The organism is Leisingera sp. CC-HEC093 (assembly GCF_059429195.1).
Genome location: NZ_JCAIJR010000001.1, coordinates 3,452,458 through 3,471,119, shown reverse-complemented (window position 1 = coordinate 3,471,119; position 18,662 = coordinate 3,452,458). Strand labels below are relative to the sequence as shown.

The window sequence follows — 18,662 nt, the reverse complement described above, 5'->3', positions numbered from 1 at the left end:
GTGTCAACTGATCGCCCCCCGATTACATGTCGTAACCGGCGCGCATCTGCGCGACGATAGCAATGTTCCGCATATGGAACATGGCCAGGCCAGCCAGCATGACGCCAGCAGTGACCAGGCCCACGGATTTCACATCCGATTTCTTAAGCATAGACTTCCCCTTGTGCTTCGTCTGCGGCGCTCGGAATGATGCCGCTCAATGACACGGGGTCGCCTTCAAGCTGGCGGCGGATACCGTAGACCACCAGGCCACCGATAACCGACACCACCAAAGCGCTGAGAAGGTCGCTTGCCTTCATTGCTGAATACCCCGTTTTTGCTTCAGTGGGGCCAGCATTAGGCAGGCGAAATGTGCTAGTAAAATCTAGCTATATCAAAGGTATACGTAGCGAATTTGGGGTGCGGGCGGGGCCGTTATGGCCCCTGCCCTGGTCAAGCCCGTTTCTTGCTGGCGGCAGGCTTGCGGCTGCTGTTCGCTGCCTTCGGAAAGGTGATTTTTCCCTTGGTCAGCTGGCCGTGTTTTTCGGTGATGTATTCCAGGTTTTTCAGACCGGCCACCGCCGCCCGGTCGCCGCCGATCTCTGCCGCCGCCGCGTCCAGGTCGCGCGGCCCCTTCTGCCGCAGGACAACGGTTTCCGTGCAGTTGTTGCGGAACCTGGTCGCCACCTCGGCAATGCGCTGGCTGACGCCGATCACCTCAATGCCGTAGTGCCGCCCCCGGCTGCACACGTTGGCAAAGCCAGGGCATTTCTGCGCCCCGCCGGAGACCGGAAAGCTGAGGTTCATTTCCTCGACCACCAGGGTAAGCCCGGCCTTGCTCTTGCCGTCCTTAAACGGCTGTTGCGCGGCCATCAGCAGCTTGCACAGCGCCGACAGCGCGGCGGGTTCCTTGTCGGACGGCGGCACATAGGCCACCCGGAACCCCTGCCAATCGTCAACCATTGCCTGGCGTACCTGGTCGAGACTGTCCCGCGCCGAATGGGTCACGCTACGTATACGAAGCTCCGGCCCGTACTCTTCCAGCGGATCGAAGATCACCAGGCGCTTTCGCGCCTTTATAAGCTTCTTTACGTAGGAGGATTTGCCGGAACCGGATGCGCCCCAGACGCCTATACGGCCCGCGTTACTGGTTGCGCTCATACCCGTCCCCTTTCGGCAGTAAAGCCAGGAAAACACAAACGGCCACAACTACGCGCACAGCCACCGGATCAACGGGAACGAAGTCCCAGCAAACGAAACACGCTGCCAGCCAGAAACCCAGGCACACGCCAAGGTAAGAGACCAGCCTCAAGAAAAAGTCGCTCATGCCGCCTCACCATCTGCCCAGGCCATCGGGCTTTGCGCGCCTGGCGGCGGCGCGTAATCCTCGTTAGCCGGCGAACCGGCAGCGGGTGCCGCGTCCTGGTCGCCGCGCACACTGCGGAATTGCGCCTGGCGCTGCTTTATGGCTTCCAGCTTGGCCCGGCGGCGTTCCTCCAGGATCATCCGCACAATCATGATTTTTGCCAGGATGAACGGGGCCGCCCTGGTGATCCGCATGAAGTTCTCGGACTGCGGCATGAGCGCGGACGGGAAATAGATTTCCAGCAGCTCATAGATCGCATCTGAGGCGTCCCGCGCTATCTCGACCTCATCATCCTGGACCGCCAGCGGCTTCCACATCGGCATGAACATGCCCGGCAGGCCGAAACTGTGCCGGAAGGCGACGAAAAACGCCTCTTTCGTGATCTGCTCGACCTCCGGCACCTCGACCACCGGTTCCCCGGTTTCCTGGTCAACCGGCACCACATCATCAGCGCCGCCGCCCTCGGTTTCCAGTTCTGGCGCGCGGAAGCCGGTCATATGTCCCGGCCCGTCGTCGCCAGAATCGACAGGGACCACGATTTCCGGCCCGCTCAGCCCTTCAATCCCAAATTCGGAGTCGCTCATGCCAAAAACCCTCCCCAGCCGCCTGCGGCCCGTTTTTCGGGCGCTGCGTCGATGTTGTCAGCGGGCGGATTGTCCGCGTTCGCCGGTTTCGTGGCTGCTGCCGGAACCTCAGACCGCCCGATTTTCAGCGGCAGAGTGGCCTTTACCGGCGTTTCCCCGGCCTCCCGGTACGCCTTGCGCAGCGCCCAGCTGATCCGCTGCCCCCAGCGCTGCGAATGGCAGCACTGCGTCCCCTGGTCGTCAGCATGGCCGCAGTAGTAGTAGGCCCCGCCGTTCTTGTTCGCCTTGATCTGCACCGGCCCGCCGCAGCACTCGCAGGTTGCCCGCGCCAGCACGGTTCCCTGCGTGGTTTGAAATTGCCCGTTCAAGCTCATGCCGCGCCCTCGTCCTGGTACGGGGTCAGCGCGTCAACCCGCGCGGCCAGTTCGACCATAAAGGCCCCGGTTTCTTCCACCAGGGCCGGGCCTTGGGTCATCTGCGCCACGGCTCCGGCCTTGCGCAGCTTTTTCGCCCGGCTGTGCAGATCCTCGGCGCGCTCTTTCAGTGGTTGCATTCTCGTCTCCTATCCTAACGCCCTATAATACCCGTTATGGTATATCATAACGTATAAGGCAGATACCCCCTGCCCCGTCAACACATCGCAAACGCGGCATTTGTTCCCGCTACGTAGCCTCCCCGTTCCTCCCTCGTTCGAAATGAAGCGGCCCCAGGCGCTTTTACACGCCCAGGGCCGAAAATCTCGCCTTCCGCAATTCTATGCGGCCCGAAGGGCCTCAAAGCTCTGCCCTCGCCGCGCCTCTAAGGCGCGCCCTATTCAGCCGCCACGCCCACCACATCTGCCACCGGGTGCCACTGGCTGAATTGGGCTTTCCCCTCCGGTACTGATGTTCTCGCCCTCGCCTCCTGCCGCCGACTAGGCGGCTCCTCATATCGACTGATCGAAAGATCAGGCGTGGTGGTTCCTGTGGAACCAGTGGAGGGGGGGTATTTAATTGACCCCCTTTGTGGTCGTTTTTTGACCCCCTTTTAGTTCGATAATTGCCCCCCTTTATTTGATCCGGAGTTGAGTTATCCACAGGGGTTTTCTTCGCCTTCAGGGTCGCCCATCAGTTCCATAGCCTTCAACGGACCGAACTTGCCGCTTAGGAACCGCCAAGCGGCTTCGCGCTCGCGCTTTGCTTCCATGGCTTGCACCTGGTCGTCCGCCGGTGTTGTCTCGCATCCGGACACGCAAAGCCGCCACGTTGTCGGGATGTTCCGCCCCCCCTGCCAGTTCCTCATAGGCTTTATGCTGCCCTCTTCACGAAGCGCAGCAAGGGACTGCTTTGTGATCGTTAAGCCGCAGCCGCACTTTGCCATAAGCTGCTCTTTTGTAATCGTAACTTGCGGGCGGTCGAAGTCGGCCTCGTCCCACATCTTTTCTAGTATCCGGGCCGCGGTATATCGCGCCTTGGTCGCAGCCATTGCAGCGCGCCTGGTTTTCTTTGTTGCGGCACAGGCAGCACGATATTCCTCGTCGCTTTTGTAGCCCTGGCGCTGCCATTTGGGGGCGCGTTTTTTGGTCATGCCCGGTTCGCCTTGCCGATGGCCTCTGCAATCTCGTCAGCGACAAAGCACAGCGGCAGGTCTTTCAGGGTTCCGTCGGCTTCCATCGCCTTCAGGTGGTTGTAAACAACCATCTTGCCGCGCTTCAGGAAGCGGGCAATCTGAGGGGCCTTGTATCCCCTGGCCGCGCCGATCCGCATCACATCGCGCTCAAAATCGCTAATATACTTTGCTTTTGCCATCGCCTCTTTACGGGCGGCTACCGTGGGTATATATCAGTCAGTGCGGAGTTAGGCCGATATGGCTCGGTCTAATCCCCCCGGGGCTCTCACAGGACACTTAGGTGCCTCCTGTCATCCGCACCCTAAAACCCCTGCCCTGCGGGGGTTTTTCGCGTTTTGATAATTCTGATTATAGGATTACTGACTGTAGCCGAAAAGCAGAAGTTAGACAGCATCTTGCAATTGCACAATCAGGCAAGGCTGGCTCAATTCGTCCACTCAGCAAATGCCGCCTAGCGATCCCACTCCGCGGGCTTCCAAGCCGTGTTCCCGTCGCGCTATACTGTGACGTTTCTGCTTTGCAAACCCGGTGGCATTTCAGATTGGTGTTTACACTGGCTAGCAAAAGCCGGGGCTTTCCCGGAAAGAAAATGGCTTCCTCTGAACCAGAGGAAGCCAGTTGTCACCGGTCAGGCTCCTTCATTGACTGCCCGAAAGTTTTTCTTACCTGGGCCATCCCGGTGTTCAGAACGGGCGCACCCGTTCCTAATTTCGTCGAAAGCAGATCCGATGCTGCTTCCGGTTATTGGTTGCGGCGCTGTCGGGGGTTGATGACCGGCGCCGCAGGCGAAGGCCCTCAGCTGCAGCCAGAGGTTCCCCCGCAGGTGTTGCACTTCATGCAGGTTCCGTTGCGCACCAGCGTGTAGTTTCCGCATTCGCCGCAAGCTTCACCCTCGTAGCCTTGCATTTTTGCCTTGGTGCGCGCGTCCATGCCGCCCATGGTTTGCGCTGGCGCCTCAGTTGTTTCGGGCACCAGGGCTTGCAGCGCCGCCACTGGATCGGTGCCTGTGCCCAGTGCCCCGGCTTCGGTCTGGCCGCCCTGCAGCACCACCAAATCCTGCGGCAGGCGTTTGCGAAGGTAACCGGTCGAGGAGATCTGCTTCAGCACTTCCAGCGACCGGGTTGCCGCGCTTTCGCTCAGCTCCGAGAGGTTTGAGACGCCTTCTTCCTCACCGCGGCCAAGATCGTCAAAAGTCGCACCTTCCGGCTTCACATGCGCCAGATCGGTCCGGTCGAGATAGGAAACCGCCAGTTCGCGGAACACATAGTCCAGGATCGAGGTCGCGTTCTTGATCGAGTCGTTGCCCTGGACCATGCCCGCAGGCTCGAACTTGGTGAAGGTGAAGGCATCGACAAATTCCTCCAGCGGCACGCCGTACTGCAGGCCGACCGAAACCGCGATGGCGAAATTGTTCATCATCGCCCGGAAGCCTGCGCCTTCCTTGTGCATGTCGATGAAAATCTCGCCCAGATTGCCGTCTTCGTATTCACCTGTGCGCAGGTACACCTTGTGGCCGCCGACAACCGCCTTTTGGGTGTAGCCCTTTCGCCGCTGCGGCATCTTGGTGCGGTGCGACTTCAGCACTTCCTTGATGACCACTTTCTCGACGATCTTCTCGGCCAGCACCACCGCCTTCTCCTGCGGCGCGCCGCTCTCCAGAATTTCTGCCGCGTCGTCGTCGTCCTCGACCAGCGCGGCCGCTAGCGGCTGGCTCAGCTTGGAGCCGTCGCGGTACAGCGCGTTGGCCTTGATGCCCAGGCTCCAGCTCAGCTCATAGGCCTTCTGGCAGTCTTCAATGGTGGCCGAATTCGGCATATTGATGGTCTTGGAAATCGCTCCGGAGATGAAGCTCTGCGCCGCTGCCATCATGCGAATGTGGCTGTCAACGTTGAGGTAACGCTTGCCCTTCTTGCCGCAGGGGTTGGCGCAGTCAAAGATCGCGTAATGCTCTTTCTGCAGATGCGGTGCGCCTTCCAGGGTCATGGTGCCGCAGACGTGGTCGTTGGCGGCTTCAATGTCGGCCTTGGTAAAGCCAAGGTGGCGCAGAAGGTCAAAGGTCGGGTCGTTCAGCTTGGTCGCCGGGATGCCCAGCACGCCGGTGCAGAAATCTTCGCCCAGGGTCCACTGGTTGAACACGAAGCGGATGTCAAAAGCCGATTCCAGCGCCGCGTCCACCTTGGCCAGCTCATTCGGCCCGAAACCGTGGCCTGCCAACGAGGTGTGGTTGATGCCAGGCGCATTGCCGATGGAGCCATGGCCTACCGCATAGGACACGATTTCCTCGATCTGGGCAGAGCTGTAGCCCAAGCCCTCCAGCGCCGACGGCACAGAACGGTTAATGATTTTGAAGTAGCCGCCGCCGGCCAGCTTCTTGAACTTCACCAGGGCAAAGTCCGGCTCGATGCCGGTGGTGTCGCAGTCCATCACCAGGCCGATGGTGCCGGTTGGTGCAATCACCGTGGTCTGGGCGTTGCGATAACCGTGCTTTTGTCCCAGCTCCAGCGCTTCATCCCAGGCGCTGGCGGCCAGATCAGTCAGCAGCGCATCGGGGCAATTGGAAATGTCCAGCGGCACCGGTTTGACTGACAGCGCCTCATAGCCCTCAGCGCTGCCCTTTGCAGCGTTGCGGTGGTTGCGGATCACCCGCAGCATGTGGTCGGCGTTTTTCGCATAGCCTGGGAAAGCGCCCAGTTCGGAGGCAATCTCGGCAGAGGTGGCATAGGCCACACCGGTCATCAGTGCGGTCAGCGCGCCGCAAAGCGCCCTGCCCTCATCCGAGTCATAGCTGTAGCCCATGTTCATCAAAAGGCCGCCGATATTGGCATAGCCCAGGCCCAGGGTGCGGAAGTCATAGGAACGCTGCGCGATTTCCTTGGACGGGAACTGCGCCATCATCACCGAGATTTCAAGCGTCAGTGTCCACAGGCGGCAGGAGTGCATGTAATCATCCGCCTGGAACAGCCCGTTTTTCAAGAAGCTGAGCAGGTTTAGAGATGCCAGATTACAGGCGGTGTCGTCCAGGAACATGTATTCCGAACAAGGGTTTGAGCCGCGGATCTCACCGTCTTCCGGGCAGGTGTGCCATTCGTTGACGGTATCGTGGAATTGGATGCCCGGGTCGGCACAGGCCCAGGCCGCATGGCCCACCTTTTCCCACAGATCGCGGGCCTTGACCACCTTGGCAACCTGGCCGTCAGTGCGGTTGAACAGCTCCCAGTCCGCGTCCTTTTCGACCGCATGCAAGAAAGCATTGGTCACCCGGATCGAGTTGTTGGAGTTCTGCCCGGAAACAGAGCTGTAGGCCTCGGAATCCCAATCGGTGTCATAGGTTGGGAACTCAATCGACGTATGGCCCTGCTTGGCGTAGTCCAGCACCCGCTTGATGTAGGTTTCCGGGATCGCCACCTTCTTGGCTTCGCGGATCGCCTTTTTAAGGCCGTCGTTAACCGCCGGGTCATAGGCGGCGGTCTCAGCGCCGTCCCAGCTGCGGATCGCCTCGAAGATGCCGTTCAGCATCTTCTCGTGCATCTTGGAACCCGCGACGATCGACGCGACCTTCTGCTCTTCGAGCACCTTCCATTCGATGAATTGCTCAATATCGGGATGATCGGCATCGACGATCACCATTTTTGCTGCCCGACGGGTTGTGCCGCCTGATTTGATGGCGCCCGCCGCGCGGTCGCCGATTTTGAGGAAGCCCATCAAGCCGGAGGATTTGCCGCCGCCGGACAGCGGTTCGCCCTCGGCACGCAGATGGGAGAAATTGGTGCCGGTGCCAGAACCGTATTTGAACAGCCGCGCCTCACGCACCCACAGGTCCATGATACCGCCGTCCTTGACCAGATCGTCAGAGACAGACTGGATGAAGCAGGCGTGCGGCTGCGGGTGCTCATAGGCGCTGTCCGACTTGGTCAGCTTACCGGTTTTGTAATCGACATAGTGATGGCCCTGCGCCGGACCGTCGATGCCGTAGGCCCAATGCAGGCCGGTGTTGAACCACTGGGGCGAGTTCGGTGCCGAGCGCTGGGTCGCCAGCATGTAGCGCATCTCGTCGTAATATGCGCGCGCATCATCCTCAGAGGAGAAATAGCCGCCCTTCCAGCCCCAGTACGCCCAGGCGCCCGCCAGACGGTCGAACACCTGCTTGGAGGAGATCTCACCGCCCAGCTCGGCGCCCTCGTCAGGGACAGAGCGCCACAGGAACTCGGGCACGCCTTTCTCGCGGACCTTCTTCAGGCGGGACGGCACGCCGGCCTTGCGGAAATACTTCTGGGCAATGACGTCGCTGGCCACCTGGCTCCAGGACGCGGGAATTTCGATGTTGTCGAGACGGAAAACGATGGTCCCGTCCGGATTGCGGATTTCCGAGGTAGCCGAAACAAAGGCCAAATCGGCATAGGCATCCTGGCCGGGTTTGGTGTATTTCCGTTCGATCTTCATGCTCTGCCCCTTTTCAAGCACACATCGGTCAAGTGTCGCGGTGCCCCCGCACCAGTCATTTCCGGCCGCAGAACGCGCAAACAGCCCGTGTCCGCCGCATTTGGCGCACTTGCGGCCCTCGCCGGCCATTCTTCCAGGACTGAGTGCTGTGTTCAGCGTTGTTGCTGCGGCGCTGGAACCCACCAGATCTAGTGCCGATGCAACCGGTAAACACAATTTGGCGTATTCTGACACAAGGGGTCAACGCTAAATTTACCTCTTGGCAACGATCTTTGCTGTTGACGCTATCTGCGGATTGCCGGGTCCGGACTAGGGCTACGATTCATCCACAGCCTGGGGCCGCCGCCGTGGCTTCAGGGGGATCATGGGGTGATCCGGATTTATGCCGGCTGGCGAGTGACTTGCTGTTTTAACCATCAGCCGCCGGGACCGCCGGTTCAGCAGATGATGCAGGCTACTGGGTTACTGGAGGCGGAAAGATACCGGACTCTTCTTATTGTTGAGCTGTTGCAAGTTTGATGCTGCTTTCCCTCCACCAGCCGAGCACGGTCCGCAAATCTGATGCGGGTCAGCGGCACTTGGTTAAAGTTTGGTTAACAACCTGTTAACAGCGTAGTGTTACTTATGGTTGCGTCTCGAAAAAATCATCATCCTGCGCGCGAAACCGATTCTGCTAAGGGTTCTCTGTGAGCGGAGATTCGCTGCAATCATTTGGAGAGAAGTGGTCGGGGCGGCGAGATTCGAACTCACGACCCCCTGTACCCAAAACAGGTGCGCTACCAGACTGCGCCACGCCCCGGACCGTGCGCCTTCCTATCTCCGGCAGAATGATTTGGAAACCCCTAACAGGGCCAAACTGCGCCGCTTTCGGAAAAAATTTGGTGGCGCATCTCCGTGCCCGCGGCAATTCCGTACCGGCGGGCAAGCCCGCCATTGATTTCCAGAACCGCGAACACCCGATCGCCGCCCGGGATCGGCGTCAGGTCGCCCGGTTTCGCATTCTCATGAACAGAGGTCACACGGCCGCCGTCATCCACAAAGATGATGTCCAGCGGGATCAGGGTGTTCTTCATCCAGAACGCGGCTGGCTGCGGCCGGTCGTAGACAAACAGCATCCCTGCCCCGCGCGGCAGGCTCTCGCGGAACATCAGCCCCCGGGCGCGTTCCTGCTCGTCATCGGCGATTTCAATAGAAAACCCGGTCTGCCCCCAGCTGCCGCGCAGATCTACTCTGCCGGGATGGCACTCGCCGGCAAGAACCGGGGCGGTCATCAGGAATGCGGCAGCGGCGAAACTCCAGCAAAGAAGACGCCGCGGCACCGGCTCAGTCCTGGCTGTCGGCCGTCATCGCGGCTTCCCAGGCCAGCACCTCAACCGCCATGCGGCCGCGCTTGCCGTCGATCACCCGCATCGCCAGCGCCTCGCCGGGCTGCAGGTCCGCAAGGCCGGACTGGCGCAACACCTCGACGTGCAGAAACACGTCTTCGCCGCTGCCGAACACATTAGCAAAGCCAAAGCCCTTGCCCTTGTCGAACCATTTCACCCGGGCGGGTTCAAGCGGTTCGTTCTGCAGGCTGTCCATGTCCAGCTCGGCAAAGTCGCTCAGCACAGGGGTGTCTTCGCGTTCCGGCGGCTGAATCGAAATCACTTCGACAGCCTGAACGCCGCGGCCGGTCTGGTGGGTGACGATTTCAATCCGGGCGCCATCGGCAACCGAGCTTTGCCCGAAATTGCGTAACACGTTCACGTGCAGAAGGATGTCCGGGCCGCCAAGGTCAGACACGACAAAGCCGTATCCTTTGGCGGGGTCGAACCACTTCACCAGCCCCTGAATTTGCTGCAAGCTGCTGAGATCTTCTGCCACGTAAATATCCCTACCGCGTTTCTTGTTTTTTACTTGTGCTCTGATGCGCCAATCTGACCTTGGAATTCAAGCTAAAAAGTCTTGAAATTGTCAGTAAAGGCGCCTTGACCCTAGGTAAACTGACGATTCCTGTCAGGGATTGAGGCGGTTGATCTCCCATGCCGCATTTGCGGCATCGCGGCGCCAACGGAACCGGTCGTGCAACCGGAATGCGCCATCAGCCCAAAACTCGATCTCAACGGGCACCAGCCGGTAGCCGCCCCAGAACGGCGGGCGCTCGGGATTCGGGCCCTTGGTTGCCGTCACTTTTGCGACTTTCGCCATCAGCGTGCCGCGGCTGTCCAGCGGCTGCGACTGTTTCGATGCCCATGCGCCCAGCCGGCTCTTGAGCGACCGGGACTTGTAGTATTCATCCGCCTGCGGCCCGTCCTCCCGGGTGATCGTGCCGCGCACCCGGATCTGGCGGCGCAAGGATTTCCAGTGCATGACAAAGGCCGCCTTGCCCGCATGGTCCAGTTCCTGCGCCTTGGCGCTCTCATAGTTCGTGTAGAACACAAAGGCACCGTCCTCGACTTCCTTCAGCAGCACCATGCGGCTGTTCGGCAGCCCGGTGTCATCCACTGTTGCCAGCGCAATCGCGTTCGGATCATTGGGTTCGGTTGCTTCCGCTTCCTTCAGCCAGGACCTGGCAATAACAAAGGGATCGTCGCCTGCAAAAATACCTGTACGGTCGGACATGGGCACCTCAAACGGGAATTTGAACGCAACCTAGGGAGCTTCGTTTCCGCCTACAAGGGCAAGCACCCTTGAAGCGGCCCGCGCAGCATACTAAACACCGTCTAATTCAAAAGATCACAGGCGGAGAACCTGCATGTCTAGTCAACTGATGGCCGGTAAGCGCGGCCTCATCATGGGCCTGGCCAACGACAAATCCATTGCTTGGGGCATTGCCAAGGCTTGCGCCGACGCCGGCGCCGAACTTGCCTTTTCCTATCAGGGCGATGCGCTGAAGAAGCGGGTCGACCCGCTGGCCGAACAGCTGGGCAGCAATATCGTTCTGCCGTGCGATGTGTCGGACGAGGCGTCCATTGACGCCCTGTTCGCTGAGCTGGAAGGCAAGTGGGGCAAGCTGGATTTTGTCGTTCACGCCATCGGCTTTTCCGATAAAAACGAGCTGCGCGGCCGCTATGTCGACACCAGCCGCAGTAATTTCCAGATGACCATGGACATTTCGGTGTTTTCCTTCACCGCAGTGGCCAACCGCGCCGAAAAGATGATGAGGGACGGCGGCTCGCTGCTGACCCTCACCTATTACGGTGCCGAGCAGGTGATGCCGCATTATAATGTGATGGGCGTTGCCAAAGCGGCACTGGAGGCCTCGGTCAAGTATCTGGCTGAGGATCTGGGCAAGGATGGCATCCGCGTCAACGCGATCTCGGCCGGCCCGATCAAGACTCTGGCCGCATCGGGTATTGGCGATTTCCGCTACATCATGAAGTGGAACGAATACAACTCGCCGCTGCGCCGCAATGTGACCATCGACGACGTCGGGAATTCCGCATTGTACCTGCTGTCCGACCTCAGCTCGGGCGTCACCGGCGAGAATCTGCATGTGGACGCGGGCTATCACGTCGTCGGCATGAAGGCGGTGGATGCGCCGGACATCTCCAAGTAACTGAAAACAGGGCGCCTGGACTGCGGTCCGGGCGCCCGCAAGCTGACGCGACACCGCGGGGAGCACAAAAAATGACTGATCGTTTGCCGCACGAAAAAGGCTTTCACATCAGCTGGGACCAGATCCACCGCGACAGCCGTGCCCTGGCCTGGCGTCTGGACGGGCAAGGCCCCGATGGCGGCGCTTGGCGCGCAGTTGTGGCGATCACCCGCGGCGGCATGGCGCCCGCCATGATCGTCAGCCGGGAGCTGGACATCCGCACCGTGGACACCATCTCCGTGCGCTCCTACCACCACCAGGCGCAGGGTGAGGCCGAGGTGCTGAAAGCGCCGGATGCGGGCCTGATGGGCGATGGTGAGGGCGTGCTGATCATCGACGACTTGGTCGACAGCGGAAAAACCCTGGAACTGGTGCGCGAAATGTACCCCAAGGCGCATTTCGCCACTGTCTATGCCAAACCCAAGGGGCGTCCGATGGTTGACACCTTCATCACAGAGGTGAGCCAGGACACCTGGATCTTTTTCCCGTGGGACATGGCGCTCCAGTATGTGGAACCTTACCGCGGTAAAGACTGATCCAGTCCGGCCCGCAGGAATTCAGAGGCGCGCATCACAGCGCGCCTTTTTTGTTGTCATGCCTTCAGATACCCTTGCGGCTTGAGCTGTCCATGCCGCCGTGCCAGACATACGCAGGTGCGGTGACCAGCGCGCCGGAAGTTTCTGACGCAGCCCGGAGCCGCCCATGTCCTTGCCCCGCACCCAAGCCACTTTTGTGTCGCCCATCGTCGAATCGCGCCGCTGGGTGGCAGGGGCAGATTTCCCGCCGGACCGCCCGCTCCTGAATGTGAGCCAGGCTGCGCCGGCAGAAGCCCCGCCCGAAGGGTTGCGCCGGGCGCTGGCCGACGCTGCGCTGAATGACGTCTCTGCACATCTTTATGGCCCCGTTCTGGGCAATGACCCGCTGCGCCAGGCACTGGCGGGTCAGATGTCTTCCCATTACCGGGCCGGCCTGCAGCCGGCGCAGGTTGGCATCACTTCCGGCTGCAACCAGGCCTTTGCCGCCGCCATCGCGTCGCTCTGCGGTGAAGGCGATGAGGTCATCATCCCGGTCCCGTGGTACTTCAATCATAAAATGTGGCTGGACATGGCGGGCGTCACCTCCGTGCCGCTGCATGTTGGCGAAGGCATGCTGCCGGACCTGGCCGCCGCCGAGGCCCTGATCACGGAGCGCACCCGCGCCATCGTTCTGGTCACGCCCAACAACCCCTGCGGCGTGGAATACCCGGCAGGCCTGGTGCAGGCGTTCTTCAGCCTTGCCCGTACCCGCAGGCTGGCGTTGATCGTGGACGAAACCTACCGCGACTTCGACAGCCGCGAGGGTGCACCGCACGGGCTGTTCCGCATGCCGGACTGGGACCAGACCCTGATCCACCTCTATTCCTTCTCCAAGGCCTATCGCCTGACTGGCCACCGGGTCGGCGCCATCGCTGCCTCTTCAGACCGGTTGTTTGAGATGGAGAAATTTTTGGATACGGTCACGATCTGCCCCTCTCAGCTGGGTCAGGCCGGCGCGCTATGGGGCATTGAAAACCTGCAGGTATGGCTGGCGGGCGAACGCCAGGAAATCCTCGACCGCCGCCTCGTGATCGAGGAAGGCTTCCCGGTGCTGGCCGCGAAAGGCTGGAAGCTGCTCGGCTGCGGCGCCTATTTCGCCTATGTCGAACACCCATTCGATCAGCCGTCGGAGGACATCGCCCGCAAGCTGGTTGCAGAGGCCTCGATCCTTATGCTGCCGGGCTCCATGTTCATGCCCGCAGGCGACCCGGACGGCGCCCGCCAGTTCCGCATTGCCTTTGCCAATGTGGACCGGGCAGGCATCCGGACGCTGTTTGACCGGCTCGCCGCCTTTAATCCCTGATCATCCAGCAGTTTGATCCGCAATCATCTTGCCCCTCTGCGGGCAGCCGCGTATTCAGTCAGCGGCATTTCCCGCAGCCCGCACTTCGCGGCAGCAGAACAATAAAGAGGGCATCATGGCCGCAGGCATGAAACACCTATCCAAAACCTTTGTCTGGATCCTGATGGGGATGCTGATCGTCGGCCTTGCCGGATTTGGGGCGGTGAACTTCACCAGCTCGTCTTCCTCGGTCGCGACTGTCGGCGATGAAGAAGTCAGCATCGGCAACTATGTGCGCGAACTGCAGCGCGAACAGCGCGCGCTGCAGGCCCAGACCGGCCAGGCCATGTCTATGGCGCAGATGACCGCCTTCGGTCTTGACCGGGTGGTTCTCGGCCGCTTGATCTCGCTGGCAGCACTGGATCACGAGGCAAAGAGCCTGGGTTTGTCGCTGGGCGATGAAAACCTGATCGATGAGCTGGCTGCCATTGATGCCTTTCAGGGCGTGAACGGCCAGTTCGACCGCGAGGCTTACAGCTTTGCCCTGCGCAATGCGGGCCTGTCGGAAAAGGAATTCGAAGAGGATCTGCGCCGCGAGGCCGCCCGCACCATCGTGCAGAACGCGGTCCTGTCCGGCACCAAAATGCCCCAAACCCTGACCGAAACCCTGACCGGCTTCATCGGCGCCCGCCGCAGTTTCTCTTATGTGCAGATCAACGCCGCGGATATCGCTCTGACAGCTGAGGTGCCCTCCGACGCAGACCTCAAGGCGTTCTATGAGGCCAACCAGAACCAGTTCATGCTGCCGGAAACCAAGGTTATCACCTACGCCGCCCTGCGCCCTTCCATGCTGCTGGACGAAATCGAGGTGGACGAGGCCCAGCTGCAGCGCCTGTTCGAGGACCGTTCGGACCAGTATCAGGTACCGGAGCGCCGCCTGGTTGAACGGCTGGTGTTTGCAGATGAGGACGCCGCAGCCAGCGCCAAGGCGCAGCTGGAAACCGCTGGCGCCACCTTTGAAAGCCTGGTTGAGGCCCGCGGGCTGACCCTGCAGGATATCGACATGGGCGACGTGACCATGGGCGACCTTGGCGCAGCCGGCACCGATGTCTTCGCCGCTGAGGTTGGCACCGTGACCGGCCCCCTGCCCTCCGATCTTGGCCCGGCGCTTTACCGTGTGAACGGCCGCTTGGAGGCGCAGATCACCACCTTTGCGCAGGCTGAGCCTGAACTGCGCGAGGAGCTTGCCTCCGACCGCGCCCGCCGCCTGGTCGAGACCCAGGCCGAGGACATCGACGACATGCTGGCCGGCGGCGCCACGCTGGAGGAGCTGGCCACCGAAAACGGGCTGGAACTGGCCCAGATCAACTGGACCGAAGAAAGCAGCGACGAGATCGCGGCCTATGAGGGGTTCCGCACCGCCGCCGCCGCCGTCACCGCAGATGATTTTCCTGAGGTCGGCTTCCTGGAGGACGGCAGCCTGTTTGCCCTGCGTTTGGATGAGACCCTGCCGGAACGCCCGGAACCCTTTGCCGAAGCCAAGGACAAGGTGCTGGCTGCCTGGCAGGCTGACAGGCTTGCCAATGCCCTGAAGGCGCAAGGCGAGGAACTGCTGGCGAAGGCAGAAGCGGCAGACGGATTTGCAGAGAACGCCGAGGTGAAAACCGAAAGCGGCCTGACCCGCACCGCCTATATTGACACAGTGCCGGCTGATCTGGTCGCAGGCGTGTTCGAAATGGAAACCGGGACGTTCCGTTTGGTGCAGGATGCGGACTCCGCCGTGGTTGTCCGCCTTGACGCCATCCTGCCGCCGGAAGCGAGCGACGACATGACGTTGCTCACCCAGGCACTGCAGGCGCAGCTGGACCAGGCGCTGGCACAGGAACTGTTCCAGGCCTATGTGCAGGACGTCCAGACCCGCGCGGAACCCCGCGTTGACCAGCAGGCGCTGAATGCAGCGCAGGCAAATTTCCAGTAACCAAGGCATCCGATCCATGGCCCTGACCCCCGATTTCGACACCTTCGCCAAGGCCTATGAGGCTGGCGAAAACCAGGTCGTCTACACCCGCCTTGCCGCCGACCTTGATACGCCTGTGTCGCTGATGCTCAAGCTGACCGGCGCTCAGAAGGACGCCTTCATGCTGGAATCGGTGACCGGCGGCGAGGTGCGCGGGCGCTACTCGATCATCGGCATGAAACCGGATCTGGTCTGGCGCTGCCACGGGGAGCAGTCTTCCTTGAACCGCTCGGCGCGGTTTGATGCGGACGATTTCGCGCCGCAGGACGGCAATCCGATGGACAACCTGCGGGCGCTGATTGCTGAAAGCAAGATTGCGCTGCCCGACGACCTGCCGCAGGCCGCGGCAGGCCTCTTCGGCTACCTTGGCTATGACATGATCCGCCTGGTTGAACACCTGCCGGACGTGAATCCGGACCCGCTCGGCCTCCCCGATGCGCTGATGCTGCGCCCTTCGGTGATTGCAGTGCTGGATGGCGTCAAGGGTGAGGTCACCGTGGTGTCGCCGGCCTGGGCCAGCGACGGCCAGACCGCCAAGGCAGCCTATGCTCAGGCCGCCGAACGGGTGATGGACGCGGTGCGCGATCTGGAACGCGCCATGCCCGCTGACAGCCGTGATCTGGGGGACGCTGATGAAGTTGCCCCGCCACTGTCGAACTTCTCCAAAGAGGGCTACATGGCCGCGGTGGAGAAGGCCAAGGACTACATCCGCGCAGGCGATATCTTTCAGGTCGTTCCGGCGCAGCGCTGGACCCAGGAATTCCGCCAGCCGCCCTTCGCACTCTACCGCTCGCTGCGGCGCACCAACCCGTCGCCTTTCATGTTCTACTTTAACTTCGGCGGCTTCCAGGTGGTGGGCGCAAGCCCTGAAATCCTGGTGCGTGTCTTTGGGCAGGAAGTCACCATCCGGCCTATTGCGGGCACCCGTCCCCGCGGTGCAACGCCAGAAGAAGACAAAGCGCTGGAACTGGATCTGCTCGCCGACAAAAAAGAGCTGGCAGAGCACCTGATGCTCTTGGACCTTGGCCGCAACGACACTGGCCGGGTGGCCAAAATCGGCACCGTGCGCCCGACCGAGAAATTCATAATCGAACGCTACAGTCATGTGATGCACATTGTCTCCAACGTGGTTGGCGAGCTGGCAGAGGACAAGGACGCGCTGGATGCCTTTTTTGCCGGCATGCCCGCAGGCACCGTCTCCGGCGCGCCCAAGGTGCGGGCGATGGAAATCATCGATGAGCTGGAGCCGGAAAAGCGCGGCATCTATGGTGGCGGCGTCGGCTATTTCTCAGCCGGCGGCGACATGGACATGTGCATTGCGCTGCGAACCGCCATCGTCAAAGATCAGAACCTCTATATCCAGGCCGGCGGCGGCGTTGTCTATGACAGCGACCCGGAGGCGGAGTATATGGAGACGGTCCACAAATCCAACGCCATCCGCCGCGCCGCTGCCGACGCGGCCCGCTTCACCGGTAACGGCAACCGCTGACGTCAAGGCGGCAGAAACCCGCCGGTTCTTCTTTGTTAAACACTCCCCTCCCTCAGCCCTGCAGGCGGCTTCGCCGCCGGGCAGAGGAGGCAACGGCGTCCGCATTGGGCGCCGTTTTCATTTGCTCAAGATCATTTTCCCGGCAGCTGCGATACCAGGCTTGCTGACACTGGCGCCAGTGCCACCCGCGCGGCGCGGTCCTGCAGGCCCCACAGCAGCAGCGCCGAAATCGTATCCGGACGCAGCCGTCCCAGCATGATCACCGCGCCTTCCTGGCCGGCCCGGAACGCCGCCTGATCCAGGAACCGCCGGATCGCCCGCTGGTCCTGGCCTGCGCCGTCAAAATCGCGGAACACCACGCCGGCCGGCACGCCGTCGCGCAGCGCCAGCTTCTGCACGGTGTTCAGACCGCTGTCCTGCGTTACCAGGCCATAGCCGGCCGAAGCTGCATATGCAGCCACCTGATCCGCCAGCGGACGGTTGCCCTGCACGCCGGTTTCCACCCCTTCCAGGATCGCCACCGCTTCCGGCAACAGCGCACGCCAGACCTCAAATGCGGTTTCCGCGTCCTGCGGCGAGGCCTCGCGCGGCAGGTCGGCCAGCATCAGCACCTCGAACCCTGCGGCCCGGCGGGCCTCCATCTTCTCGGCAGCCTGCGGATCCTCGGGGTCGATGGCAAAAGTCAGGGGATAAGGGAAAGCTTCCAGCGCCTCAGCGCCGATTGAGCCAGCACCGTCGATCAGCACAATCGACATCAGCGGCCGGTCTTCCGTGTTAAAGAACGGCTGCGCATAGGCGGTAAAGGGGGGCACCTCCGGCATGCCGGAGGTGATGGCTTCCGCCTCGTCCCGTTCGGTAAGCGGCACCACCGGGGTGCCGATCCCAGGTGACTGCGGCGCAGCTCCCTCCGCTTGCGCGGACAGGTCCGGTTCTATGTCTTCGGCGGTTTCGATAAACTCTTCCCTGGCAGCTGTCTCAGGCACAGCGCCAATCACCGGCAGGGTTGTCGCTTGCGGCGCACTGCCGATTTCCGGGGCTTGCACAGCCGTTGCTGCGGGAACACCCGCGGCCTCGGACACCGCCGGCAATTCCAGCGGTTTTGCAGCAGCAACCGGCTCTTGGGTGCCCTCATGCGCCTCGCCTTCGCCGGTTTCCGGCTCTGGCTGGGGCGCGGGGTCTGTTACGGCAACAACCGCGCTTTCACTGCCGGGCGCCGCCGGCACCGCTGGCTGCACGGCCTGCGGCCGCTGTTCCTGTGACACCCCTAACGTATCCGGGATTGAGGCAGGCGTGAGGCTGCCCGAACTCGCGACTTCTGCTGCAAGCCCGACCTGAGGCCTGTCCGCCGGAGCGGTATCCGCGCCTGCCAGCGCGCTCAGATCATCGTCCGCATCAGCCGAAACGGGGATTTCCGGCTGCACTTCGGCGAGGTCGGCATCCGGTCCCTGTGCACTGTCAGGCGCTTCCGCCCCCTTGCTGCCGCCGTTCGGCATCAGCGGCGCTTCGCCCGGATCAACCGCTGCGGGTTCCGGCACCTTGGCGGCGCTGTCTTGCGCCGGCTCTGGCGCCATTTCCTGCTCCGGAGCGGTATCCGGAAGCGGCACCGACAACGACAGCATCGCCAGCCCGCCCGCGGCCAGCAATGCCCCGACACTCACGCCGCCAAGAAATCCCCGCATGCCTGTTTTGCCTCTCAATCTTTCTTCCGTGCTGCGCCGATCCAGCCTGCCTGCGCGCCCCTTGTG

Annotated in this window: 18 protein-coding genes and 1 tRNA gene; 5 read left to right on the top strand and 14 right to left on the bottom strand. The window is 61.7% G+C overall.

Annotated features, from left to right (window positions below; all coding sequences use genetic code 11):
• Nucleotides 1-22 precede the first annotated feature (22 nt).
• From AC5STB_RS17010 to pdxH, 13 genes are all read right to left on the bottom strand, one after another.
• Nucleotides 23-151 carry a hypothetical protein gene (locus AC5STB_RS17010; RefSeq protein WP_495443979.1) on the bottom strand — a complete coding sequence of 43 codons (129 nt, stop codon included), beginning with the start codon at nucleotides 149-151 and terminating at the stop codon, nucleotides 23-25.
• Nucleotides 144-299, bottom strand: a complete 156-nt coding sequence (locus AC5STB_RS17005; RefSeq protein ID WP_495443978.1) for a hypothetical protein — start codon at nucleotides 297-299, stop codon at nucleotides 144-146. The genes AC5STB_RS17010 and AC5STB_RS17005 overlap by 8 nt, the downstream gene beginning before the upstream one ends.
• A gap of 133 nt (nucleotides 300-432) precedes the next feature.
• Entirely contained in the window at nucleotides 433-1,140 is a 708-nt protein-coding gene (locus AC5STB_RS17000; protein ID WP_495443977.1) for a hypothetical protein, read from the bottom strand.
• A 162-nt stretch (nucleotides 1,141-1,302) separates the two neighbouring features.
• Nucleotides 1,303-1,929 carry a hypothetical protein gene (locus AC5STB_RS16995; protein ID WP_495443976.1) on the bottom strand — a complete coding sequence of 209 codons (627 nt, stop codon included), beginning with the start codon at nucleotides 1,927-1,929 and terminating at the stop codon, nucleotides 1,303-1,305.
• A complete protein-coding gene (locus tag AC5STB_RS16990; protein ID WP_495443975.1) occupies nucleotides 1,926-2,303 on the bottom strand; it encodes a recombinase zinc ribbon domain-containing protein in 378 nt (125 codons plus the stop codon). Before AC5STB_RS16990 ends, AC5STB_RS16995 begins: the two co-directional genes overlap by 4 nt.
• The gene (locus AC5STB_RS16985; RefSeq protein ID WP_495443974.1) at nucleotides 2,300-2,482 is read right to left on the bottom strand and encodes a hypothetical protein; all 183 of its coding nucleotides are present in this window, start codon (nucleotides 2,480-2,482) and stop codon (nucleotides 2,300-2,302) included. Before AC5STB_RS16985 ends, AC5STB_RS16990 begins: the two co-directional genes overlap by 4 nt.
• A gap of 515 nt (nucleotides 2,483-2,997) precedes the next feature.
• Nucleotides 2,998-3,495 carry a hypothetical protein gene (locus AC5STB_RS16980; RefSeq protein ID WP_495443973.1) on the bottom strand — a complete coding sequence of 166 codons (498 nt, stop codon included), beginning with the start codon at nucleotides 3,493-3,495 and terminating at the stop codon, nucleotides 2,998-3,000.
• Nucleotides 3,492-3,716 (bottom strand): helix-turn-helix domain-containing protein, encoded by a 225-nt coding sequence (locus AC5STB_RS16975; protein WP_495443972.1) that lies wholly within the window; start codon nucleotides 3,714-3,716, stop codon nucleotides 3,492-3,494. Before AC5STB_RS16975 ends, AC5STB_RS16980 begins: the two co-directional genes overlap by 4 nt.
• Nucleotides 3,717-4,332: 616 nt before the next feature.
• A complete protein-coding gene (locus AC5STB_RS16970) occupies nucleotides 4,333-7,977 on the bottom strand; it encodes a vitamin B12-dependent ribonucleotide reductase (RefSeq protein ID WP_495443971.1) in 3,645 nt (1,214 codons plus the stop codon).
• A gap of 722 nt (nucleotides 7,978-8,699) precedes the next feature.
• Nucleotides 8,700-8,776: transfer RNA gene (locus AC5STB_RS16965), tRNA-Pro, on the bottom strand.
• A gap of 43 nt (nucleotides 8,777-8,819) precedes the next feature.
• Nucleotides 8,820-9,248: a DUF192 domain-containing protein gene (locus AC5STB_RS16960; RefSeq protein ID WP_495443970.1), complete on the bottom strand. Its 429-nt coding sequence runs from the start codon at nucleotides 9,246-9,248 to the stop codon at nucleotides 8,820-8,822.
• Nucleotides 9,249-9,300: 52 nt separating this feature from the next.
• On the bottom strand, nucleotides 9,301-9,840 hold the full coding sequence (locus AC5STB_RS16955; protein WP_495443969.1) for a cold-shock protein: 540 nt from the start codon (nucleotides 9,838-9,840) through the stop codon (nucleotides 9,301-9,303).
• A 132-nt stretch (nucleotides 9,841-9,972) separates the two neighbouring features.
• On the bottom strand, nucleotides 9,973-10,578 hold the full coding sequence (gene pdxH, locus AC5STB_RS16950) for a pyridoxamine 5'-phosphate oxidase (RefSeq protein WP_495443968.1): 606 nt from the start codon (nucleotides 10,576-10,578) through the stop codon (nucleotides 9,973-9,975).
• Nucleotides 10,579-10,711: 133 nt separating this feature from the next.
• Here pdxH and fabI point away from each other — a divergent pair, with 133 nt between their 5' ends.
• From fabI to trpE, 5 genes are all read left to right on the top strand, one after another.
• On the top strand, nucleotides 10,712-11,515 hold the full coding sequence (gene fabI / locus AC5STB_RS16945) for an enoyl-ACP reductase FabI (protein WP_495443967.1): 804 nt from the start codon (nucleotides 10,712-10,714) through the stop codon (nucleotides 11,513-11,515).
• A 71-nt stretch (nucleotides 11,516-11,586) separates the two neighbouring features.
• Nucleotides 11,587-12,090, top strand: a complete 504-nt coding sequence (gene gpt / locus AC5STB_RS16940) for a xanthine phosphoribosyltransferase (protein ID WP_495443966.1) — start codon at nucleotides 11,587-11,589, stop codon at nucleotides 12,088-12,090.
• A gap of 166 nt (nucleotides 12,091-12,256) precedes the next feature.
• A complete protein-coding gene (locus tag AC5STB_RS16935) occupies nucleotides 12,257-13,432 on the top strand; it encodes an aminotransferase (RefSeq protein ID WP_495443965.1) in 1,176 nt (391 codons plus the stop codon).
• Nucleotides 13,433-13,547: 115 nt separating this feature from the next.
• On the top strand, nucleotides 13,548-15,389 hold the full coding sequence (locus AC5STB_RS16930) for a peptidyl-prolyl cis-trans isomerase (RefSeq protein WP_495443964.1): 1,842 nt from the start codon (nucleotides 13,548-13,550) through the stop codon (nucleotides 15,387-15,389).
• A gap of 16 nt (nucleotides 15,390-15,405) precedes the next feature.
• Complete coding sequence (gene trpE / locus AC5STB_RS16925) at nucleotides 15,406-16,917, top strand: anthranilate synthase component I (protein WP_495443963.1); 1,512 nt, start codon at nucleotides 15,406-15,408, stop codon at nucleotides 16,915-16,917.
• 131 nt (nucleotides 16,918-17,048) lie between these two features.
• Here the strand turns inward: trpE and AC5STB_RS16920 are convergent, their stop codons facing one another.
• A complete protein-coding gene (locus AC5STB_RS16920; RefSeq protein WP_495443962.1) occupies nucleotides 17,049-18,596 on the bottom strand; it encodes a divergent polysaccharide deacetylase family protein in 1,548 nt (515 codons plus the stop codon).
• Between the last annotated feature and the right edge of the window lie 66 nt (nucleotides 18,597-18,662).

Coding starts and splice junctions, on each gene's coding strand:
- AC5STB_RS17010 (WP_495443979.1), bottom strand. CDS start 151: ATGCTTAAGAAATCGGATGTGAAATCCGTGGGCCTGGTCACTGCTGGC.
- trpE (WP_495443963.1), top strand. CDS start 15,406: ATGGCCCTGACCCCCGATTTCGACACCTTCGCCAAGGCCTATGAGGCT.
- AC5STB_RS16995 (WP_495443976.1), bottom strand. CDS start 1,929: ATGAGCGACTCCGAATTTGGGATTGAAGGGCTGAGCGGGCCGGAAATC.
- AC5STB_RS16970 (WP_495443971.1), bottom strand. CDS start 7,977: ATGAAGATCGAACGGAAATACACCAAACCCGGCCAGGATGCCTATGCC.
- AC5STB_RS17005 (WP_495443978.1), bottom strand. CDS start 299: ATGAAGGCAAGCGACCTTCTCAGCGCTTTGGTGGTGTCGGTTATCGGT.
- AC5STB_RS16975 (WP_495443972.1), bottom strand. CDS start 3,716: ATGGCAAAAGCAAAGTATATTAGCGATTTTGAGCGCGATGTGATGCGG.
- AC5STB_RS16985 (WP_495443974.1), bottom strand. CDS start 2,482: ATGCAACCACTGAAAGAGCGCGCCGAGGATCTGCACAGCCGGGCGAAA.
- fabI (WP_495443967.1), top strand. CDS start 10,712: ATGTCTAGTCAACTGATGGCCGGTAAGCGCGGCCTCATCATGGGCCTG.
- AC5STB_RS16960 (WP_495443970.1), bottom strand. CDS start 9,248: ATGACCGCCCCGGTTCTTGCCGGCGAGTGCCATCCCGGCAGAGTAGAT.
- AC5STB_RS16980 (WP_495443973.1), bottom strand. CDS start 3,495: ATGACCAAAAAACGCGCCCCCAAATGGCAGCGCCAGGGCTACAAAAGC.
- AC5STB_RS16930 (WP_495443964.1), top strand. CDS start 13,548: ATGGCCGCAGGCATGAAACACCTATCCAAAACCTTTGTCTGGATCCTG.
- pdxH (WP_495443968.1), bottom strand. CDS start 10,578: ATGTCCGACCGTACAGGTATTTTTGCAGGCGACGATCCCTTTGTTATT.
- gpt (WP_495443966.1), top strand. CDS start 11,587: ATGACTGATCGTTTGCCGCACGAAAAAGGCTTTCACATCAGCTGGGAC.
- AC5STB_RS16935 (WP_495443965.1), top strand. CDS start 12,257: ATGTCCTTGCCCCGCACCCAAGCCACTTTTGTGTCGCCCATCGTCGAA.
- AC5STB_RS16920 (WP_495443962.1), bottom strand. CDS start 18,596: ATGCGGGGATTTCTTGGCGGCGTGAGTGTCGGGGCATTGCTGGCCGCG.
- AC5STB_RS16990 (WP_495443975.1), bottom strand. CDS start 2,303: ATGAGCTTGAACGGGCAATTTCAAACCACGCAGGGAACCGTGCTGGCG.
- AC5STB_RS17000 (WP_495443977.1), bottom strand. CDS start 1,140: ATGAGCGCAACCAGTAACGCGGGCCGTATAGGCGTCTGGGGCGCATCC.